General features: G+C 60.9%; 16 protein-coding genes and 1 pseudogene. 5 read left to right on the forward strand and 12 right to left on the reverse strand.

The annotated features are described in order from the left end of the window. Nucleotides 1-35: 35 nt before the first annotated feature. From L0U80_RS22565 to L0U80_RS22585, 5 genes are all read right to left on the reverse strand, one after another. Entirely contained in the window at nucleotides 36-974 is a 939-nt protein-coding gene (locus tag L0U80_RS22565; RefSeq protein ID WP_233870349.1) for a GntR family transcriptional regulator, read from the reverse strand. Between the two features lie 17 nt (nucleotides 975-991). Beyond that, nucleotides 992-2,134 carry a porin gene (locus L0U80_RS22570; protein ID WP_233870352.1) on the reverse strand — a complete coding sequence of 381 codons (1,143 nt, stop codon included), beginning with the start codon at nucleotides 2,132-2,134 and terminating at the stop codon, nucleotides 992-994. 65 nt (nucleotides 2,135-2,199) lie between these two features. Continuing rightward, complete coding sequence (locus L0U80_RS22575; RefSeq protein ID WP_233870354.1) at nucleotides 2,200-3,600, reverse strand: spinster family MFS transporter; 1,401 nt, start codon at nucleotides 3,598-3,600, stop codon at nucleotides 2,200-2,202. Nucleotides 3,601-4,172: 572 nt separating this feature from the next. Next, a complete protein-coding gene (locus L0U80_RS22580; protein ID WP_233870357.1) occupies nucleotides 4,173-4,433 on the reverse strand; it encodes a DUF4148 domain-containing protein in 261 nt (86 codons plus the stop codon). A 639-nt stretch (nucleotides 4,434-5,072) separates the two neighbouring features. Beyond that, nucleotides 5,073-7,358 (reverse strand): NADP-dependent malic enzyme, encoded by a 2,286-nt coding sequence (locus L0U80_RS22585; protein WP_233870360.1) that lies wholly within the window; start codon nucleotides 7,356-7,358, stop codon nucleotides 5,073-5,075. 227 nt (nucleotides 7,359-7,585) lie between these two features. On the opposite strand from L0U80_RS22585, the gene L0U80_RS22590 reads away from it, so the two are divergent. After that, entirely contained in the window at nucleotides 7,586-8,503 is a 918-nt protein-coding gene (locus L0U80_RS22590; protein WP_233871527.1) for a LysR family transcriptional regulator, read from the forward strand. A 244-nt stretch (nucleotides 8,504-8,747) separates the two neighbouring features. On the opposite strand, the gene cyoD is transcribed toward L0U80_RS22590, so the two are convergent. The 4 genes from cyoD to L0U80_RS22610 are packed head-to-tail and all read right to left on the reverse strand — an operon-like array spanning nucleotide 8,748 to nucleotide 12,123. Next, nucleotides 8,748-9,128, reverse strand: a complete 381-nt coding sequence (gene cyoD, locus L0U80_RS22595; protein ID WP_233870363.1) for a cytochrome o ubiquinol oxidase subunit IV — start codon at nucleotides 9,126-9,128, stop codon at nucleotides 8,748-8,750. Then, nucleotides 9,125-9,733: a cytochrome o ubiquinol oxidase subunit III gene (gene cyoC / locus L0U80_RS22600; protein WP_233870366.1), complete on the reverse strand. Its 609-nt coding sequence runs from the start codon at nucleotides 9,731-9,733 to the stop codon at nucleotides 9,125-9,127. Before cyoC ends, cyoD begins: the two co-directional genes overlap by 4 nt. Before the next feature lie 3 nt (nucleotides 9,734-9,736). Next, nucleotides 9,737-11,746, reverse strand: a complete 2,010-nt coding sequence (gene cyoB, locus L0U80_RS22605) for a cytochrome o ubiquinol oxidase subunit I (protein ID WP_233870369.1) — start codon at nucleotides 11,744-11,746, stop codon at nucleotides 9,737-9,739. A 2-nt stretch (nucleotides 11,747-11,748) separates the two neighbouring features. Then, complete coding sequence (locus tag L0U80_RS22610) at nucleotides 11,749-12,123, reverse strand: COX aromatic rich motif-containing protein (protein WP_373322255.1); 375 nt, start codon at nucleotides 12,121-12,123, stop codon at nucleotides 11,749-11,751. A gap of 112 nt (nucleotides 12,124-12,235) precedes the next feature. Here L0U80_RS22610 and L0U80_RS22615 point away from each other — a divergent pair. Then, a protein-coding gene (locus tag L0U80_RS22615; RefSeq protein WP_233862864.1) for an IS3 family transposase occupies nucleotides 12,236-13,323 on the forward strand; the annotation gives its coding sequence in 2 pieces (ribosomal slippage) (nucleotides 12,236-12,485 and nucleotides 12,485-13,323; 1,089 coding nt in all). Between the two features lie 39 nt (nucleotides 13,324-13,362). On the opposite strand, the pseudogene L0U80_RS22620 reads toward L0U80_RS22615, so the two are convergent. Further along, nucleotides 13,363-13,827, reverse strand: a pseudogene (locus L0U80_RS22620) (cytochrome ubiquinol oxidase subunit II family protein); the annotation flags it as partial. Between the two features lie 353 nt (nucleotides 13,828-14,180). Between L0U80_RS22620 and L0U80_RS22625 the strand changes: the two are divergent. Together L0U80_RS22625 and L0U80_RS22630 are read left to right on the forward strand one after the other, a co-directional pair. Continuing rightward, nucleotides 14,181-15,539, forward strand: coding sequence for an aminotransferase-like domain-containing protein (locus tag L0U80_RS22625; protein ID WP_233870372.1), 1,359 nt, complete (start codon nucleotides 14,181-14,183; stop codon nucleotides 15,537-15,539). 32 nt (nucleotides 15,540-15,571) lie between these two features. Further along, nucleotides 15,572-15,865 carry a YciI family protein gene (locus L0U80_RS22630; RefSeq protein WP_233870375.1) on the forward strand — a complete coding sequence of 98 codons (294 nt, stop codon included), beginning with the start codon at nucleotides 15,572-15,574 and terminating at the stop codon, nucleotides 15,863-15,865. Between the two features lie 18 nt (nucleotides 15,866-15,883). Here L0U80_RS22630 and L0U80_RS22635 read toward each other — a convergent pair whose 3' ends face one another. Together L0U80_RS22635 and L0U80_RS22640 are read right to left on the reverse strand one after the other, a co-directional pair. Continuing rightward, nucleotides 15,884-16,375: a flavodoxin family protein gene (locus tag L0U80_RS22635; protein ID WP_233870378.1), complete on the reverse strand. Its 492-nt coding sequence runs from the start codon at nucleotides 16,373-16,375 to the stop codon at nucleotides 15,884-15,886. Between the two features lie 947 nt (nucleotides 16,376-17,322). Beyond that, nucleotides 17,323-18,210: a glycosyltransferase family 9 protein gene (locus tag L0U80_RS22640; RefSeq protein ID WP_233870381.1), complete on the reverse strand. Its 888-nt coding sequence runs from the start codon at nucleotides 18,208-18,210 to the stop codon at nucleotides 17,323-17,325. Nucleotides 18,211-18,768: 558 nt separating this feature from the next. Between L0U80_RS22640 and L0U80_RS22645 the strand changes: the two genes are divergently transcribed. Continuing rightward, nucleotides 18,769-19,191: a hemerythrin domain-containing protein gene (locus L0U80_RS22645; protein ID WP_233870384.1), complete on the forward strand. Its 423-nt coding sequence runs from the start codon at nucleotides 18,769-18,771 to the stop codon at nucleotides 19,189-19,191. Nucleotides 19,192-19,230: the final 39 nt, after the last annotated feature.

Below are 19,230 nucleotides of genomic sequence, written 5' to 3' on the forward strand. Positions count from 1 at the left end.
GGTTTTTTGTTGGGTTCGCGCAATCATCCGCGTAGTCAATTCACGTGCGACCCGTTATTTTCGTGGTCGCCGTCTACCGTCGACATCTCGCGCGGCATCGTGACCGGCGCATCGTTGAAGAACTCGGCAGGCAAGGTGGCGAGAAACTCGGAAAACCCGGCATCGCCGCCCGGCGAATGTTCGGCCATGATGGCCTCGGCGGTAGCTTCGTCGCCCGAAACCAGCGCCTGGGCGAGCTTCTGATGGTCCGCGATCACCTTCTCACGCCGGCTGGGCGCAAGAAACGGCTTGGGCCGGTAACGCGAGATCAGGCGACGGATCGAACGGATCTGATCGGCCAGATATTCGTTATGGCAAGCCTGGCAAATGACCTCATGGAATTCCGCGTTGCTGCGGGCAAAGCGACGCGCGTCGCTTTGTTTAAGGGCGTCGACGCCTTCTTCGATGGTCCGTTGCAGTTCGACGCGCTGCGAATCGCTCATGCGCCGCGCGGCGAAACGCGCCGAGACGGCCTCCAGCTCGTTGAGCAGCTCAAGCATGTTGCGCAACTGCGGCACGGTCATCTTGCTGACGAACACACCCTGGCGAGGCACGATCTGGACGTACTGCTGCGCGGCAAGCTGTTGCAGCGCCTCACGGATGGGCGTGCGCGACACGTTGAAACGCGCCGCGAGCGCGCGCTCGTCGAGTGCCGCGCCGGGAACAAGGTCACCTCGCTCGATTTCCGATTCCAGGAGCACCTTGATTTCGGCCGAACGGCTCATTTTTGGGGGCTGACTCATCGAATGGCGGACATTGGGTTTAAGTAGGCTGCAGGCCAGCCAGTAGCCCGCAGGGATATTGAAAGTCCATATGATACCGCGTTGGTATACCCAACCCAAACGCGACCCAATCCTGTCCATATCACGCGACACCGAGCATGCTGCGTCGCGGGTACCAGTGGATGCCAGTACCGGGCAACCCGGCACCGGCACCCGAAGCGCAGGCGCGCTTAGAAGGTGTGGCGGATACCCACCTGGACGGCCAGCTGGTTAGCCGTTGTCGAAGCGTTGTTGCCGAACAGCGAACCGCCCGGGCCCGGCACCGAGTACGGCGTCGAGACGAGGAAGTTGTCAGCGAACTTCTGGCCCGCGAAGGCGTGCTGGAAGGTGCCAAACGTGTACACATCGGTCCGCTTCGAAAGGCGGTAGTCGATCCCGGCGCTGTAGAGGTTGTATTTGCCGAGCTTGCGCTGGTCCACATACGTGAGACCGCCGCCCAACGTGAGGAACGGTGAGAGCTTGTAGCTCAGGCCGGCCTCGTATGCGTTGACCACGACGACGCCAAGCGGGCTCTTCGAAGCGTTCGTGTACGTGTACACGCCGTTCAGCGCGAGCTTGTCGGTCAGGCTCACCATGCCGCCGACCGCGACCGTATAGATCGATTGAGCATCGAGCGCGACCTGGGCCATCGTTCCGACGCCGCGTGCGGCGTTGCCGCCATCGGTCTTCGTGATGACCGCCGCCATCGAGTACGGCGCGTTGAACGAGCCGGTCGGGCTGTACTTGACGCCGGCGCTGATCACACGCGGGGTGCCGGACGGCGTACCGGCGAAGGCGCCCGGGATGTTGCTGAAGCCATACATCACGCCCGCGCCAAAGCCGTGCCAGTTCGGCGTTTCATATCGCACCATGTTGCTGACCGGTTCGCCCGCGAGACGGTCGATGTCGTATGCACCATGGAACGAGTAAGACGGCGCGAACTGCGCAACGTTCGTGTAGTACGACACGTAGTCGTAAATGAAGTCGTAGTCGTAACCGGCGATCAGCGTACCGAACGTCTCGCTTTGCAGTCCTACGTATGCACGACGACCAAAAAGCGCGCCGCCGTGGCCGGCCTGCCCCGTGTTGAGCGAGAAGCCGTTTTCAAGGGTAAAGATTGTCTTCAGGCCGCCGCCGAGATCCTCGACCCCGTGCAAGCCCCACCTCGAGGCCTGATTGATGCCGTCATCCATGCGGAACAGCGAGTGTCCGCCGGCGTTGTTCACATAGGTGAGGCCGTTGTCGATGATCCCGTACAGCGTCACGCTGCTTTGTGCATGTGCGGTGCCTGCCAATGCGGCCGCCATCGCACCCAGAACAAACTTCTTCTTCACTTTACGATCTCCATGTGCCGCGGGCTATCGAGCCCGCTTTATTGATATTGATCTACGTCTGCCTCTTAGGATTGCTTATTGATATAAAAATGACGCGATGCCCGGAAGTAGTGCACTGACGACCAGACGAGCGCAATGCTCACTGCCAGCATCGCGTAGCGGATGCCATTGGCGGACGCGTCGTGGCAGGCTGCAGCGAGCGGCCCCTGCATCTGCACCGCCGGACCATGCGCACCGTGCGGGCCAGCGACTGAGCACGCCAGGTGGAACTGCCCCTCCGTGAAGAAGCGCGAGGCGAAGCGGTCACTCAACATGCCAACCGTTGCCGGGCCGAGGCCCTGGCCGACCAGATTCATGAGGAGGAACACGAACGCCGATGCCGTGGCACGCATGCGCGGTTCGACGATGCTATGCACGATCGCGAACGTGGGACCGTTCCACATGCTGAGCGCGATCGTGGCGACGAAGAGCAGCGCAACGGCAACCGGCCACTGGTTCAGCATGAACGCGGTCGCGACGAGCGGAAACCCAATCCCGGTGCCGATCGCGGGGACCCAGGCATACCAGCGGCGGTCCTTTGCACTCGCCCAGTCGGCCAGCGGGCCGCCGAGCAGGTTGCCGATGAGACCACCCACGCCGATCACGAGACCGAAGATCAGACCGGCCTCTGCATAGCTCAAACCGTAGACGCGATTCAGATAGACGGGGATGAACAGATTGATGCCGTACTGGCCGAACGCGCCGATGATCGTCCCAAACAGCATCTGTACGAACACCCGGCTCTTCAGCAATACCTTGAGCACGTCGCGAAGCGGCGGCACCGTCTCCAGATTGCGCGCGGCGCCTTCTTCGGAACCGCCCCGCTTCGGCTCACGCAGCGTGATCCAGGCCAGCAGACCAAATACGAGACCCGGCAATCCGACCACGAAAAACACCGGACGCCAGCCGAGGTGCTGCACCACCCAGCCGCCGCCGAGCGCGCCGAACAGCACGCCGATGGGCGGCCCAAGCGCATAGATCGACAGCGCGCTTGCTCGGCGGCGTGGACCGAACTGGTCCGCGATCAGCGAGTGGGAGGTCGGCGTGCTGCCCGCTTCGCCAATGCCAACGCCAAGGCGGTAAAGCAGCAACTGCCAGTACGCGCCGGCCGTACCGCACAGCGCCGTCATGACCGACCACGCGGTGATCGAGATGGCAATCAGCGCAACGCGATTGAAGCGTTCCGCGAGGCGAGCGATGGGCAGTCCGAGCAGGGAATAGAAAATTGAGAACGCGAGGCCGTTCAGCAGTCCGAGCTGCAGGTCGCTCAGGTTCATCTCCACCTTCATCGCCTGACCGACGACGGCGATGATGATCCGGTCGACAAAGCTCGACGCGTAGATCAGAACCAGCAGCAACAGGAACCAGCTGCGGTACAAGCCGCTACTCGACCTGGCTACCCCGCTCTGGGCTGTCAATTCGTTCATTGTGGTGTCTCCAGTTTGACGAACACGCAGCGGTCTCGCCGCCTTGTGTATGCCACGATGCTGCTTGTGGAATTTTTTATAGATTCTCTAGCATAACTTTTCGTCACGCAAGAATAACCGTCGCGAAACGCATCATCGTTTTCACTAGGGTGATACCTCAGACAAAACGTCGCAGAGCACGGCCGGATTGTGCTGTGCGACGTTGCAAGCGGCCTGGGCCCCTTGCCTTCCCTGATGCGCCGTGTGGCTTCGGCTCAATGTCGACAGACCAGCGTGTCCGCGCAGAGCATGAGCAGAATGGGGACGGTCCGCCGTGCCTTGAACTGTCACGGACGTCTGAACGCGTGAGAGGTGCTTGAGGCCCCGGCCAGCCAAGATGGCTACCAGGAGATGAACAGCGGAGAAGTTTTCAAGACAGACGGTACGACAAGAAGTTCCGCGCCCTCCGTAATGAAAATCTCGTTTGCTGTAAGAGGAGAGGAAAACGTTGTGTTGGCAACCAAAACGGGCCCGATCGCCAATGCGATCGAGCCCGTTACATAGGTACGTCGACTAGAACTGGAGCAGGCCGCTTACTTACCGGATTGGGATCCGCCCTGTTCATCCGGACCGTAAGCCGTAACCCCGTTCTTCTGCTCAGCCAGGATGGCTTCTGCGCGTTGCAGGTTGGCCGGATAGTGCACATCGTCCCTCGGGTTGTAGCCACTCTTTTCCAGTTGCACGAGTTCTTCCCGTACTTCGGCGCGCGTGAGCGGCTGGTTGGGCTGAGCGAACGTGATGGCGGGAGCAGCGAGGACAGCGACAACAATGACAGCGTTGATGAGCGACTTCATGATGACAACCTCCGGTATTTTTTCTTCAGTGGGGTATGTATCTGCTTGTGTGCAGCCGATGCGGGCAGCATTGGTACCCAGAAACCCCTAAGGGTTAATACCAGAAGTCTAATCTGTCGTTACCCAAATCGAAACAATGCGACCACAACTGCGTCAAAACGAGCCAGTTTCAGCTTTAATCTGCCGTTGGTATACGTAAATAGCAGCCGCCGCATAACAGCGAGCCATGCCATTACCGCCTTAACGACTTTCAGGCTCGCGCCGAGGCCGGCTTGCTTACGTTGAGGATGCGTCGGCCGGCTGTCCGGGCGCAGCCGGTCAACGTGACGTCGACAACCAGGAAACGCCCGTTCCGGTGGTGATCCGCATCCGCGCCACGAAAACGCCAACGATCAACTGACCGTTCAATCACGCAACGGCTTTCACAAGTCAGCGAGAAAACTGGCCGTGGTGGTCCTCGCCTGCCTGCACGGTAAGTTAGAGCGGTCCAGAATCGTCTGCGAAGTCATTCTCCAAGAGCACGTTCTTGACGCGGTAACTCGCCGACACCTCCGCCATGAGCCAATAAAAAACGGCGGCGCGCTAACGCGCACCGCCGTCCCTCAAGCCCGATTCAGGCCAACATCAAGCCAACAACGCTCAATCGCGATTAGCCTGCAACACGGTCAGCGCAGTCATATTAACGATCCGGCGCACCGACGAACTGGACGTGAGGATATTCACCGGCGCATTCACGCCGAGCAGGAACGGCCCCACCGCCACGTTATTACCCGCACCCGTCTTGAGCAGGTTGTAGGCAATGTTCCCCGAATCGACGTTCGGGCACACGAGCAGGTTCGCAGCACCCTTCAAACGCGAATGCGGCAGGATGCGCTCGCGCAGCGATTCGTCGAGCGCGCAGTCGCCATGCATTTCGCCGTCGATTTCCAGATCCGGCGCCTGCTCGCTCACGAGCTTGAGCACCGAACGCATCTTCGTTCCCGAAGCCGAACTTCCCGAACCGAAATTCGAGCGCGAAAGCAGTGCAACCTTCGGCGAGAGATTCAGCCACGCCATCTGCTTCGCAGCCGCGATCGTGAACTCGGCGATCTGCTCCGCGTCCGGATTGTCGTTGACGTGCGTATCGACGAGCGCCACCGTGCGCTTGTCGAGCAGCAGGATGTTCATCGCCGCATAGGTGTTCGCGCCGCGCGCCTTGCCGATCACTTCCTCGACGAAGCGCAGGTGGTCGTGATAGCCGCCGACCGTGCCGCACACCATGCCGTCCGCGTCGCCGAGGCGCACCATCATTGCGCCGATCAGCGTCAGGCGGCGGCGCATTTCCACGCGCGCCATTTCCTTCGAAATACCGTCGCGGCAACGAATTTCCCAATACGTCGTCCAGTACTGATGGAAACGCTCGTCGTACTCGGGGTTCGTGACTTCGACGTCTTCGCCCAGACGCAGCCGCAGGCCGAATTTCTCGATGCGCGCGAGCAGCACTTCGGGGCGGCCGATCAGGATCGGACGCGCGAGCTTTTCATCGACGATCACCTGAACCGCGCGCAGCACGCGCTCTTCTTCACCCTCGGCGAACACGATGCGCGACTTGCCGCCCTCACGAACGAACTGCTTCGCCGTCGAGTACACCGGCTTCATGAACGCGCCCGAGTGGTAGACGAACTGCTGCAGCTCGTTCGTGTAGGCCTCGAAGTCGTCGATGGCGCGCGTCGCCACGCCGTCTTCCATCGCGGCCTTCGCCACCGCCGGCGCGATGCGCAGAATAAGACGCGAATCGAAGGGCTTCGGAATCAGGTACGTCGGGCCGAAGCGCAGGTCGTACGCGCCATACGCGGCGGCAACCGAATCATTCGGCTCTTCTTGCGCGAGCTTCGCGATCGCGCGCACCGCCGCGATCTCCATGTTGCGCGTGATGGTCGTCGCGCCCACGTCCAGGGCGCCGCGGAAAATATACGGGAAGCACAGGACGTTGTTCACCTGGTTCGGGAAGTCCGAACGTCCCGTCGCCATGACGACGTCCTCGCGCGCGGCGAGCGCCACTTCCGGGAAGATCTCGGGCGTCGGGTTCGCGAGCGCGAGGATCAGCGGCTTGGCCGCCATCTTCTTCACCATCTCGGGCTTGAGCACGCCGCCCGCCGAGAGGCCGAGGAACACATCGGCACCTTCGATCACGTCGGACAGCGAGCGCGCGGACGTGTCCTGTGCGAAGCGTGCCTTGTCCGGGTCCATCAGTTCTTTGCGGCCCTTGTAGACCACGCCTTCGATGTCGGTGACCCAGACGTTTTCGATGGGCAGCCCCAGATCGAGCATCAGGTCGAGACACGCCAGCGCCGCGGCGCCCGCGCCCGAGGTCACAACCTTCACTTCGCGGATATCCTTCCCGACCACCGTCAGGCCGTTGAGGAACGCCGCCGACACGGTGATTGCCGTACCGTGCTGGTCATCGTGGAAGACGGGAATCTTCATGCGATCGCGCAGCTTGCGCTCGACCGTGAAGCAGTCCGGCGCCTTGATGTCTTCGAGGTTGATGCCGCCGAAGGTCGCTTCGAGGCTCGCGATGATTTCAACGAGCTTGTCCGGGTCGGACTCGGTGATTTCGATGTCGAAGACGTCGATGCCCGCGAACTTCTTGAACAGCACGGCCTTGCCTTCCATCACCGGCTTGGACGCCAGTGCGCCGATGTTGCCGAGGCCCAGCACCGCCGTGCCGTTCGTGATGACGCCCACCAGGTTGCCGCGGCTCGTGTACTTGAACGCGTTTTGCGGGTCCGTGACGATCTCGCCGCAGGCCTCCGCGACGCCCGGCGTATAGGCGAGCGCGAGGTCGCGCTGCGTAACGAGCGGCTTGCTCGCCGTCACCGAGATCTTTCCGGGGGTCGGGTACTGGTGGTAGTCGAGAGCGGCCTGGCGATCGATCTGGTTCATGTTTCTCACTCGTGTCGGGTGTTTCTGGCGCCGGGAGCGTCCCGGCGGGGTCGAATGAGGCGATTCTAGGCAGCCGCCATAATCCCATAATTTTGATTTAGTATAGGGGTATAACTTTCTTGTGATGTCGCAGCATGTCCGCAACCAAATATCCCGAAATTTGATCTGTCCCCGTGTCTACTTTAAGCACTGACGAAGTCACCCGGCGCCTGAGCACGCGCCTGAAAATGCGCCATCTGGTGCTATTGCTGCAGATCCGCGAGCATGGCTCGCTCACGCGCGTGGCCGGGCTCGTCGCCACGAGCCAGCCGGCCGTCACGAACGCGCTGGCGGAAATGGAGAGCATGTTCGGCGGCACGCTCTTCGAGCGTTCGTCGCGCGGCATGGTGCCTACGGTGCTCGGCAATGTTGTGCTCGCGCGCGCCGAGGCCATGCTGCACGACCTCGACCATCTCGCCCGCGATATCGAGGCGGTGGTCGCCGGCCACGCGACACGACTGCACATCGGCGTGATTCCGTTCATTTCCGGGCGCACGCTGGCCTCGGCGATCCAGCTCACGCAAGCGCGCCTGCCGCATCGGCTCACGATGACGATCCACGAAGGCACGAGCGACATGCTCATGCCGTTGTTGCGCGATCACACGCTCGATATCGTGATCGGGCGAGCATCGGCGACGGTCGATCTCGCGCAGTTGCGTTTCGAGGTGCTGCATCAGCAGAAGCCGCGGTTCATCGCGAGCCGGCGGCTAGCCGCGCGGCTCGCGCGCGCACGTCTCCCGTGGGACAAGCTCGTTGAACTCGACTGGATTCTTGGCGCCCCGCACACCCCCGTGCGCGAGCAGATCGCCGATATCTTTCTGCAGGCCGGCGTAGCGCCGCCTGTGCCGATCGTCGAGAGCTATTCGTCGCGTTTGATCGGCGAAATGATTGTCGCGAACGAAAACGCAGTGTCGATCGTGCCCGCGGATATCGCCGAGGAACTCGTGCATTTCGCGGGTGTGGCGATCGTGCCTTATACGCTCGACTGGACGTTGCCGCCCGTCGCCATGTTCACGCGCGCCGGCGTGACTCGTGACGTGGATGCCGCGTTTGGGCAGTCATTGCGGGATCTGTATTTGCAGGCGGAGAGTGGTCAGGTGGCGTGAATCGCCCTTTTGAATGGCAGTCCGGTATTCCGGACTCCCCCGGGGCAATTCACTCACTGCATGCTGCGCGTGAGTGCGCAGGCGCGAGTCACGACGCCGATGCTGATGTCGATTCAAACGGCAACGGCGTCGTAACTGGCCAGCGGCTTTATCAGTGGATTAATCAGCCGGACGCACCTTTGAAATCCGGATTCCCGATCCGGGCGTGCGCGCGAATTCCTTCACGTTCGGCTGATCCGCCCTGCTAGTCGTGCGCCATGGCGCGCTCGACGGACATGTGCGTCGGCATCATGTTCACGTTGGCGTTGTGCATGACCCAGAGCGAAAGCCCGACGATCACGACAATAAGAAACGCCGTGCAAAGAAAGATGCCGGTGTTCGAACGCTGATCGCGTGCCGTGCCGATATGCAGGAACCACACGAGCTGCACGATCAGTTGCGCCACGCACAGCACGACGATGACGACAAGCCTGACATCGTGCGGCAGGATATCGGCCATGACGGCGCCGAACGATGCGAGCGTCAGCAGCAGCGACAGCGCGAGACCGACCACATAGCTACGCAGACTGCCGTGCGCAGCCCCGTGCCCGGCCGTGTCGAGCGAATGAGAATGCGGCTTGCTCATAGAACCTCACGCAGATAAACGAAAGTAAATACACAGATCCAGACGAGATCGAGGAAGTGCCAGAAGAGGCTGAGGCACGCGAGCCGCCGGCGCACGAAGCCGTTCATGCCGAACTTCGAGACCTGATGGATCATGATCGCAATCCAGAGCAACCCGACCGTGACGTGCAGCCCGTGCGTTCCGACCAGCGTGAAGTACGCTGAAAGAAATGCGCTCGTACTGGGTCCCGCTCCATCGGCGATGAGCTTGGCGAATTCGTTCACTTCCATCGCAATGAAAGCGGCGCCGAAAAGGAACGTTACAGCGAGCCAGGCCATCACGTTGTTGCGCCGGTTGGCCTGCAACGAGAGCATCGCGAGGCCAAAGGTGAAGCTGCTCGCGAGCAGCAACAGCGTTTCGCCCAGCACGTACCGCAGATCGAATAGTTCGCGGCCGTTCGGGCCATTCGCCGTCGCATTGGCGAGTACGCCGAACGTCGCAAACAGCGTGGCGAAGATGAGGCAGTCGCTCATCAGGTAGATCCAGAACCCCAGCGTGGTTTTGGTTCCGCCATCGTCGTGGCCGTGATCGTGTGCGTGGTGGTGAGTAGTAGCAGCGTGAGCCATGGTTTAAGCCATCTCCTCGATTTGCTCGCGTTGTTCAACGCGCTTGATGCCGAGCAGCGCGAAGCGTGCGTTTTCGATCCGAGCGACCTCGGACGCCGGGACGTAGTAGTCGACATCGGTGTCATAGCTCCGTGCGATGAACGTCACGATCATGCCGACGAGACCGACCGCCGCGAACAGCCACATGTGCCAGACCAGCGCAAACGAGAACAGCAGGCCGAACGCCGAAATCACGAAGCCTGCGCCCGTATTGCGCGGCATGTGAATGTCCTCGTACGACTTGGGCTGAACATAGGCTCGGCCCGATTCCTTGTTCGTCCAGTGCTGCTCCATCGACGTGATGACGGGCAGGTGCGCGAAGTTGTAGAACGGCGCGGGCGATGCCGTCGACCATTCGAGGCTGCGCGCATCCCACGGATCGCCGGTCAGGTCGCGGTGTGCATCGCGCGCACGGACGCTGACCACGATCTGCACGACGAACGAGAGAATGCCGAGACCCACGAACACCGCGCCGATCAGCGCGACCACGAGCCACGGATGCCAGCTCGCCACGTCGTAATGGTTCATGCGGCGCGTCATGCCGTCGAAACCGAGGATGTAGAGCGGCGTGAAGGCGAGCCAGTAACCGATCAGCCAGCACCAGAACGAGACCTTGCCCCAGAATTCGTTGAGCGTGAAGCCGAACACCTTCGGGAACCAGAACGTGACGCCCGCAAGACAGCCGAACACCACACCGCCGATGATCACGTTGTGAAAGTGCGCGACGAGAAAGAGACTGTTGTGCAGCACGAAGTCCGCGCCGGGCACCGCGAGCAGCACGCCGGTCATGCCGCCCACCGCGAACGTGACCATGAAACCGATGGTCCAGAGCGTGGGCGTGGTGTAGCGGATCCGTCCGCGATACATCGTGAAGAGCCAGTTGAAGAGCTTCACGCCCGTCGGGATCGAAATCACCGACGTCATGATCCCGAAGAACGCATTGACGTTCGCGCCCGAGCCCATCGTGAAGAAGTGATGCAGCCACACGAAGAACGAGAGGATACCGATCGACGAAGTCGCGTAGACCATCGACTTGTAGCCGAAAAGCAGCTTGCCCGAGAACGTCGCGATGATCTCCGAGTACGCGCCGAACGCCGGCAGAATCAGGATGTACACCTCGGGGTGACCCCATACCCAGATGAGGTTGATGTACATCATCGCGTTGCCGCCGAGCTCGTTCGTGAAGAAGTGCATGTCGAGATAGCGGTCCATCGTGAGCAGCGCGAGCGTGCCCGTGAGGACGGGGAACACGGCGACGATCAGGATGTTCGTGATGAGCGCGGTCCAGACGAACACCGGCATCTTCATGAGATTCATGCCCGGCGCGCGCATGCGCAGGATCGTCACGATGAAGTTGATGCCGGAGAGCGTCGTGCCGAGACCCGACACCTGTAGCGCCCATATGTAGTAGTCCACACCGACTGTCGGGCTATAGCCGAGTTCGGACAGCGGCGGATACGCGACCCAGCCCACCGCCGCGAAATCGCCGACGAACATCGACGCCATCACGAGCACCGCGCCCACGACGGAGAGCCAGAAGCTCAGCGAGTTGACGAACGGATACGCAACGTCGCGCGCGCCGATCTGCAGCGGCACGACCACGTTCATCAGGCCGAGAATCAGCGGCGTGGCGACGAAGAAGATCATGATGACGCCGTGCGCCGTGAAGATCTGGTCGTAGTGATGCGGCGGCAGATAGCCGGCCGCGTCGCCGAACGCGATGGCCTGCTGGGCGCGCATCATGATGGCGTCTGCGAAACCGCGCAGCAGCATCACGATGGCGAGAATGATGTACATGACGCCGATGCGCTTGTGGTCGACCGACGTGATCCACTCGCGCCACAGATACGTCCACTTGCCTGCCAGCGTAATGGCGGCGAGCAGCACGAGGCCGCCGAGCGCCACCATTGCGCCGGTGCCCATGATGATCGGCTCGTGCCATGGAATGGCATCGAGGGTAAGTTTTCCAAACATGACTACTCCGCAGCCAGAGTGGCGGACGCTTGCCCGCCGGTAGATTCGAGAGAGAGTGCGGGCGCACGGGTCCCGCACATCGGATCGCGGGCGGTGCCGCGCATGTAGCGTTGAACGACGTCGTCGAAGAGATGAGGCGTTACGTCCGAATACAGCGTGACGGGCACTTTCGGGCCAGGCTGCGAGAGCGCCGCATACGTTGCGGTATCGAGCGTGCGCGGCGTGGCCTTCGCACGTGCGATCCACGCGTCGAAGTCGCTGCGGCTCGTGGCAAGCGTGTCGAAATGCATGTCCGCGAAGCCCGGGCCGCTGAACGCCGCTGAACGCCCCTCATACGTGCCAGGTGCGTTCGCGATCAGATGCAGTTGTGTCTCCATGGCGGGCATCGCGTAGACCTGACTGCCCAGTTGCGGGATGAAGAACGGTAATGCCCCCGCAAATCCATCGTCGGGAGAAGTAGAATTTTCTCGTTAAGAGGGAGTTCTGCAGATGAAGAAGTCGAGATTCACGGACAGCCAGATACTGGAGGCGCTCAAGCGCGCGGAGGCCGGACTGGCGGTGCCGGAGCTGTGCCGGGAGCTGGGCATCAGTTCGGCGACGTTTTATAAATGGCGCTCGAAGTACGGCGGCATGGACGCGTCGATGATGTCGCGCATGAAGGAACTGGAGGCGGAGAATGCCCGGCTTCGCAAGATGTACATCGAGGAGAAGCTCAAGGCTGAGATTGCCTCGGAGGCACTGCAAAAAAAGTTCTGAAGCCATCTCGTCGGCGCGAGATGGCAAAGCGGGTTGTGCAACAGCGGCGCGTGTCAATTCGTGTGGCGTGCGCGGCGTTTGGCATCAGCGAGTCGTGCTACCGGTACGAGGCGAAGTTGAACACGGAGAACGAAGAGATTGCCAACTGGCTGCTGCGTATCACGGGTTGCCATCGCAACTGGGGTTTTCTGCTGTGCTACTTCTACCTGCGTAACGTGAAGGGATTCGGCTGGAACCATAAGCGCATTTACCGGATTTACCGCGAGCTGGAGCTGAACCTGCGCATCAAGCCGAAAAAGCGGCTGGTGCGGGAAACGCCGCAGCCGCTATCGGTACCGGAGGCCATCAATGAAGTGTGGTCGATGGACTTCATGCATGACCAGCTGGTTGACGGGCGCAGTATCCGGACGCTGAACGTGATTGATGATTTCAACCGCGAGGCGCTGGGCATCGAGGTGGATTTCTCGTTGCCATCCGAGCGGGTGATTCGCACGCTGAAGCAGCATATGGAATGGCGAGGCAAGCCGAAGGTCATCCGGTGCGACAACGGCCCGGAATATCTGAGCGCGGCCATCGTGACGTGGACGCAGAAGCAAGGCATCCGGTTGGAATACATCGAGCCGGGCAAGCCGCAGCAGAATGCGTATATCGAACGGTTCAACCGGACTGCTCGGTACGAATGGTTGTCGCAGTATCTGTGGGAAGACCTGGAGCAGGTTCGCGAAGCGGCGGCCGACTGGATGTGGATTTACAATCACGAGCGCCCGAATATGGCATTGGGCGGTTTTACCCCGAAGCAGCGGCTGGCCATGGCCGCTTAGTTTCTACTTCTGCCCACCGTGGAAAACGGGGGCATTACCGAACGAGTTCATCAGCGATTCGGCGGTCAGCCGGAATTCGACCGGCGTATCGACGGGAATCGCAAGTTCGTTCACGGAGGCAACACCATAGTCGCGATAGATGAAGTGCCACTTCCAGTTCAGCGCGACCACGTCCACGCGCAGCGGTTTCTGCTGCGACTCGATCGGCTTGTACGGATCGAGCGTATGGGTTGTCTTCCAGATCAGCACGCCGAGCGTGATGATGATCACGCAGGGTATCGACCACACCACTACTTCGATCGCGGTGGAATGCGCCCACTTCGGCGCGTAGGTCGCGCGCGTGTTCGAAGCGCGGTAGCGCCACGCGAAGAAGAGCGTCAGCACGATCACGGGGATCACAACGAGCAGCATCAAGCCGAGCGCGACGAGGATGAGGTGCTTCTCCTGAGCGCCGATGTCACCCTTGGGGTCGAGCAACGCGGAACTGCAGCCGCCGAGCAGCATCAGCGCGCCAGTGGCGACGGTGCTTGCGACACGGCGCACACTACCGCGTGGTTGCGGTGAATCGGGTGGAATGGAGGAAAGCGGCCGCTTTAGCGAGGCGGCCAGAGTCTGAAATAGTGGATGGCGCATGTCGGGTTCCTGATGGGACAAGCGCATGAATCCATCCATACGACGAGGCACGCGGAAACTTCCCCGAACCACCCCAACCCGCCGCCCAGCCTACCCTGCGACGATATACATACAATTTACTTATGTATGGATTGATGCGCTTGGAGTGGCATGCTATTGTAAGACATCATCCATACAAGTGCGACAAAATGACACCGCAACGCACATCCAGCCCCGAGACCCAGATGGCCGCCTGGCAGTCGGCACTCAGCACGGAGTCAGGCCCGCGTTACATCCAGATCGCCGAGTTCATCGAACGCAGCGTCGCCGCCGGCAGCCTGCGCCCAGGCGACCGGTTGCCGGCGCAACGCCAACTCGCGGCGTGGCTGGGCGTCGATCTGACCACCATCACGCGCGGCCTGAACGAAGCGCGCCGGCGACGGCTGGTCGATGCGCGCGGTGCGCTCGGCACGTTCATCGCCGCGCCGGAAGCCGAACTGCGGCAGCGCGTGGACCTCAGCATGAACATTCCGCCGCCGCCCGCCGGCATCGACATGGAAGCGCTGCTGCGCGAGGGCATGTCGCAAGTGCTCATGCGCAGCAACGTCGATCTGCTGATGACGTATCACGTGGGCGGCGGCAGCCCCGCCGATTGCGAAGCGGGCGCGGCATGGCTGAACCCGATACTGGGACGCGTCGCTCAATCGCGCGTGGCCATGTGCCCCGGCGGGCAGGCAGCGCTCGCCGCGATGATCCTCGCGTTCACCGAACCCGGCGACGCGATCCTGAGCGAGCCGCTCACTTACCCAGGCCTGCTGCACGCTGCGCCGCAACTCGGACGGCGCGTCGAGGCCGTCGCAACCGACGCGGACGGCATGTGTCCCGACGCGCTCGACGAGGCGTGCCTCGCGCATGGATCCCGCTTCATCTATCTGAACCCGACGCTGAATAACCCGACGACCGTCACGATGCCCGAAGCCCGGCGGCGCGAGATCATTGCGGTCGCGGCGCGTCACGGCGCGCGCATCGTGGAGGACGATCCGTACTGGCTCTTTGCGCGCCACGCACCGCCGCCACTCGCGCGGCTCGCACCCACCGAGACCTGTTACATCGGCACGCTGTCGAAATGCCTGTCGCCGGGTCTGCGGACCGCGTTCGTCGCATTGCCCGACGAGGCATCGCGCGCGCGTTTCATCACTGCGTTGCGCTCGTTTTCGCTGATGACCGCGCCGATCGCGAACGCGCTCATCACCCAGTGGATCGGCGACGGAACCGCGGTGCGCCTTTTCGAAGAGGTGCGGACCGAAGCGAGAGAACGTCAGCGCATTGCGGCGCAGACGCTCGGCGTGTCGGCAGGCGACGGCATCCATCTCTGGTACGAGTTGCCGCGCTACTGGGCACCGGGCGAACTGGCCGCGGTCGCCAGCGCCGAAGGCCTGGCGGTCGCGCCATCTACGGCGTTCAAGGTCGGTGAACACGGCGGCGCCGCCATCCGGATTTCGCTCGGCACGACGACGAATCGTGGTCAACTGCAGGCGGCGTTGCGCAAACTCTCTGCCCTGCTGGCCGACGACCAGTCTGCGCGGCATGAGGTCCTCATCTGATCGACTCGCGCAAATTTATTCTGGAGTTCTGAATGTTTATCGTCCACCTCACTTACAAGGTATCGCTCGACCAGGTCGACGAGGCGCTCGAAGCCCACCGGCGTTTTCTCGACGAGCACTTCGCCGCCGGGATTTTCGTGGCCGCAGGACCGAAGGTACCGCGCGATGGCGGCGTGATCGTCGCGTCGAATGTCGAGCGCACGCAGCTCGACGCGATCCTCGCAAGTGACCCGTTTGCCACCCAGGGCATCGCGTCCTATGCCGTCACCGAGTTCAAAGTCACGCGCATCGGGCCGGGCATCAATCTGCATCCGCGCGTCGCGTAAGCACGCCGTGCGCTCACGTTAAAACACGCCGAGTGCAAGACCAGCAGCAAGGCCCGCGCCGAGTTCGGCGCAGCGCGCCAGATCGTCGGCGCCAATGGTCTTGTGCGCGAGGATCCGTTCCGGCGTTTGTGCGTGCGTGCAGACGATGATTCCCTGCGCCACGCTTTTGAGCCGCCAGCCTGTAGCGATGCGATCGATCTGGCGCAAGGCGTTTTGCCCGTCACTGCCGGCGCAGATCATCACCGCGTAGGGGCGCCCGTTTACGCGATCGAGCGCCGCGTAATAGGTGCGATCGAAAAAGTCCTTCATGATCCCGGACATCGCCGCGAGATTCTCGGGCGTCGCGAACAGATAGCCGTCTGCTGCGAGTACGTCATCGGGGCCCGTTGCGTCTGCGCGCTGCAACCGGACGTCGATTCCCGACTGCTCACGGGCCGCCTGCGCGGCCGCCTCGGCCATCTGCTGCGTTCCGCCGGTCATCGTGTGATAGACGATCAGCAGCGTCTTCATGTTTCAGTCTCTGTTTTCGCCAGGTACCGCAAAGATCTCAGCTGTGCGCTAAAACCGCTGTCTAATGGAGATTCTAACGGCTGTCTGATATATTGCCCGACGACAGGGCATTACGCCGACTTCTCGACCGGTACTGCAAGCCGCAGATTCGCCAATGACCCCTCGCGTTTCCCTCAGCTTTATTTCAGGAGCCGGTGCGTATCGAACAGCATTATCCGGCAGATAGATGTAGAACCCCGCTGTAACGCGCGCCCCAGGGGCCACGCTCAGTGCGAGAAATCCGGATTATTTTTTCTGAGAACCTGGGGCGAACGCGTGCAGTTCTAACGCGAGAGTTTCTGGCGCACCCCAGAAATCGCTCTCACTTTTCTATACTCGCCAGTGCTTCGCCAGTCGGCTCCAACTCGACCAGTTTTTGCACTTGATGTTTCCCTTCAGCGATACGCCGTAGACCAATCCTGGGTCGGATAAGTGGAATTCCAGTAGCCCGGATAGAGGCTCGATAGTAGACGTCCTCTCTGTCGCTTCCGTCTAAAGTCAGCGATAGTACAAGACCATCTTCGTCATCTGGTGACGCATTCCGAAGCCATCCACCGTGGTGACCTGTGGCAATTACGCGCTCAGCGATGACACGTTTCAGTCCTTTATCGAGTAGCGCAATTGCAAAAGACTCATTAAACGATTTACCACAAGACGTAATAAGAATAAAGAAAAGCCGCGTTTCGAACTGGTATCGAATTGAATTTCCGACTACGGCAAGACCAGTATCGCTATTGTCGATGAATAAGCGGGAGCGCTGCCGACCAGACACAACGTCCGAGTGATTCGGCTCCAGGTGGAAGCGCTCGATTGATCGCATCGTAGTTAAGAATATTTATGTAGTTGATATCCGTGAGCGCGGCGCTCACAGGTGGTAACGCACCGACCTCCCCGAGGACGGATCTGGCTCAAGAACTCTTTGCCGACGCACTCTCAGCCCGGAGAGCGTGGAACCTGGATAACACTCGACGGACCGATAGCAGCCGTTTCCACAGGAGCTCTTTCAGCGCGGAAGAAGGTACGAGATCAGGAGGCAGTGCCACTACTCCAGGCCCCCATCCCGGGCGCCAGGCGCGTGCCAGACCTCGCCGCATGAAGAGGCTAAGAGTCGGGACACCGATTGAAGACGCAATATGGCCGAGTCCGGAGTCGTTTCCGATAAACCAGCCGGATTCTGCAATAACCGTCGCTACATCGCTCAGGCTCGCGTGCGCTTTGATGTCGTGACCGGAGGCCGCGTGTTCGCTCCACGCGGACAACTCACCTGGAGCAACGAGAAAGCACGGTTGAAGGTTGGATGCAGAAAGCGATCGCGCCAGCGAAATAAATTTTCGCTGACTCCACATCTTTTCCGGATGGCTTCCCGTCGGGTGAATTGCAACTCGGTCCGGATAGCGACCGCGGCTGACACGCGACGGTATCGTGATCCCGTTTGATCGCGTGACGTCCCGAAGCTGGAAGAAGTTGCTTGCAACGTCCGCGACACGATCGATCATGTGCCTGGAGCGACCAAACTCGGCCAATTCGGGTATGCAGATCGTCCGGCCTGACTGGCTCAGCTCTTTCCCTTCACCGGTGGCCCTGAATTCGATCACCGTGTCGAACGACTTTCGATACGAGTCCAGTCGTCCAATCGTGACGTGCGGAAACCACTCCGACAATTGTTCTGCCACCCAACCGAAAACAATCGGATTGTGACCGTTCCGGATCAGATTGTTGACGAGAACCATGCCAATCAGGCTATCGCCAATAGGAGGGGCCAAAACCACCGCGATGGAATTCGTCTGCAATTTCATTTTCTTTACACTATTGGCTTTGCGCCTGAGCAACGGTGTCGGCTGGCAGGATGGGACAGTCCCCGAATCCTAATATTTTATGACAGTTCGTTACATGCAGCAATGCTCGTAAGGGCGGGCAAACGACAGAAAAGTGACCTTAAATCAAGCTGTTAGGGGCCAGAGCCCATGCCGTGGGAATTCCTGGAGCCTAGGCACGGACCGCATCGGCAGCGTGGGGCCGTCTCGCGCTTCGCGTTCCGGATCATCTGGCCACCGAAGCCACTGCGCCTTCTTTCCCCGTTTCTTCGGCTATTCGCTTGCCTGTACAGAATATGGCCCGATTGCGTGGCCGCCCACCGGCCACTGCCCGATCGCTGCCGGCCGACATCCTTTCGACAGACAACGAGGAAACGAGCGCTCCATGGTCAACCAGCCCCCCCTCCCGCGAAATCCCCAAATATCAAATAAATGTTCAATGACGAGACGTTTGCGCGAAATCAGCGAGAAAACCAGGTCATTTTGTTATCTTGATAATTTGCGTCAAGAAAGCCAAATCGGCTGCTTCGAGTTTCTGCCATGACCCTGTCCGTACCCCAATGCGCTCCCGCACTCGCTCCCGATCTGCAGTTGGGACACCCTGAGGTCGATACCATCCACGCTGAGTTTGTCCAGTTGCTCGACTTGACAGACAGTGCCACCGACGAAGCGTTTATTGCCGCGCTGGATGCCTGGATCGCTCACACCGAGCAGCACTTCGCGCAGGAAGAATCCTGGATGGAAGCGACGGACTTTGGCCCGCGTCACTGCCACGCTGGTCACCATCGCCATGTGCTGCAGGTGGCCGGCCTCGTGCGCACCAAAATCGTCGACGAGGGCCGCTTCGACCTGGGACGGCAACTGGTCCGCGAGGCGCGCGAGTGGTTCGCACATCATGTAGCGACAATGGACGCGATGATGGTCAATCACTTGCGAGAACACGGCATGGCTCATGTCGCGTGAATCGTCGAGTAGCCTGTCGATTCGAATCCACCGCCAGCC

This window comes from Paraburkholderia adhaesiva (assembly GCF_021390575.1).
In the GTDB taxonomy this organism is placed as follows: Bacteria; Pseudomonadota; Gammaproteobacteria; order Burkholderiales; family Burkholderiaceae; genus Paraburkholderia; species Paraburkholderia adhaesiva.

Coding starts and splice junctions, on each gene's coding strand:
- L0U80_RS22610 (WP_373322255.1), bottom strand. CDS start 12,123: ATGGAGACACAACTGCATCTGATCGCGAACGCACCTGGCACGTATGAG.
- L0U80_RS22645 (WP_233870384.1), top strand. CDS start 18,769: ATGACCCTGTCCGTACCCCAATGCGCTCCCGCACTCGCTCCCGATCTG.
- L0U80_RS22590 (WP_233871527.1), top strand. CDS start 7,586: ATGCGCCATCTGGTGCTATTGCTGCAGATCCGCGAGCATGGCTCGCTC.
- cyoC (WP_233870366.1), bottom strand. CDS start 9,733: ATGGCTCACGCTGCTACTACTCACCACCACGCACACGATCACGGCCAC.
- L0U80_RS22585 (WP_233870360.1), bottom strand. CDS start 7,358: ATGAACCAGATCGATCGCCAGGCCGCTCTCGACTACCACCAGTACCCG.
- L0U80_RS22625 (WP_233870372.1), top strand. CDS start 14,181: ATGGCCGCCTGGCAGTCGGCACTCAGCACGGAGTCAGGCCCGCGTTAC.
- L0U80_RS22580 (WP_233870357.1), bottom strand. CDS start 4,433: ATGAAGTCGCTCATCAACGCTGTCATTGTTGTCGCTGTCCTCGCTGCT.
- cyoD (WP_233870363.1), bottom strand. CDS start 9,128: ATGAGCAAGCCGCATTCTCATTCGCTCGACACGGCCGGGCACGGGGCT.
- cyoB (WP_233870369.1), bottom strand. CDS start 11,746: ATGTTTGGAAAACTTACCCTCGATGCCATTCCATGGCACGAGCCGATC.
- L0U80_RS22630 (WP_233870375.1), top strand. CDS start 15,572: ATGTTTATCGTCCACCTCACTTACAAGGTATCGCTCGACCAGGTCGAC.
- L0U80_RS22575 (WP_233870354.1), bottom strand. CDS start 3,600: ATGAACGAATTGACAGCCCAGAGCGGGGTAGCCAGGTCGAGTAGCGGC.
- L0U80_RS22635 (WP_233870378.1), bottom strand. CDS start 16,375: ATGAAGACGCTGCTGATCGTCTATCACACGATGACCGGCGGAACGCAG.
- L0U80_RS22640 (WP_233870381.1), bottom strand. CDS start 18,210: ATGAAATTGCAGACGAATTCCATCGCGGTGGTTTTGGCCCCTCCTATT.